General features: G+C 58.5%; 1 protein-coding gene. It reads right to left on the bottom strand.

Going from position 1 to position 207, the window contains the following annotated elements:
• A partial coding sequence (locus tag KPG66_RS16920) for an AMP-binding protein (protein WP_237071611.1) occupies positions 1–207 on the bottom strand: 207 nt, incomplete at both ends.

Raw genomic sequence — 207 nt, 5'->3', positions numbered from 1 at the left:
CCACCGCATCACGCACCTGCGGGTGCGCTGTTAAGCACGCTTCGATCTCACCCGGTTCAATCCGAAAGCCGCGAATCTTGACCTGCTCATCGTTGCGCCCCAAGAATTCTAGGTTGCCATCCGGTAAATAACGCGCCAAATCTCCCGTCTTATACATCCGCGCATCCGGCTCACCCACGAACGGATCGCGCACAAAGCGCTCAGCGG

Source organism: Mycetohabitans sp. B2 (assembly GCF_021733735.1).
Classification (GTDB): domain Bacteria; phylum Pseudomonadota; class Gammaproteobacteria; order Burkholderiales; family Burkholderiaceae; genus Mycetohabitans; species Mycetohabitans rhizoxinica.
The sequence above is the reverse complement of the archived record's forward strand: the minus strand, read 5'-3'. Positions and strand labels throughout refer to the sequence as shown.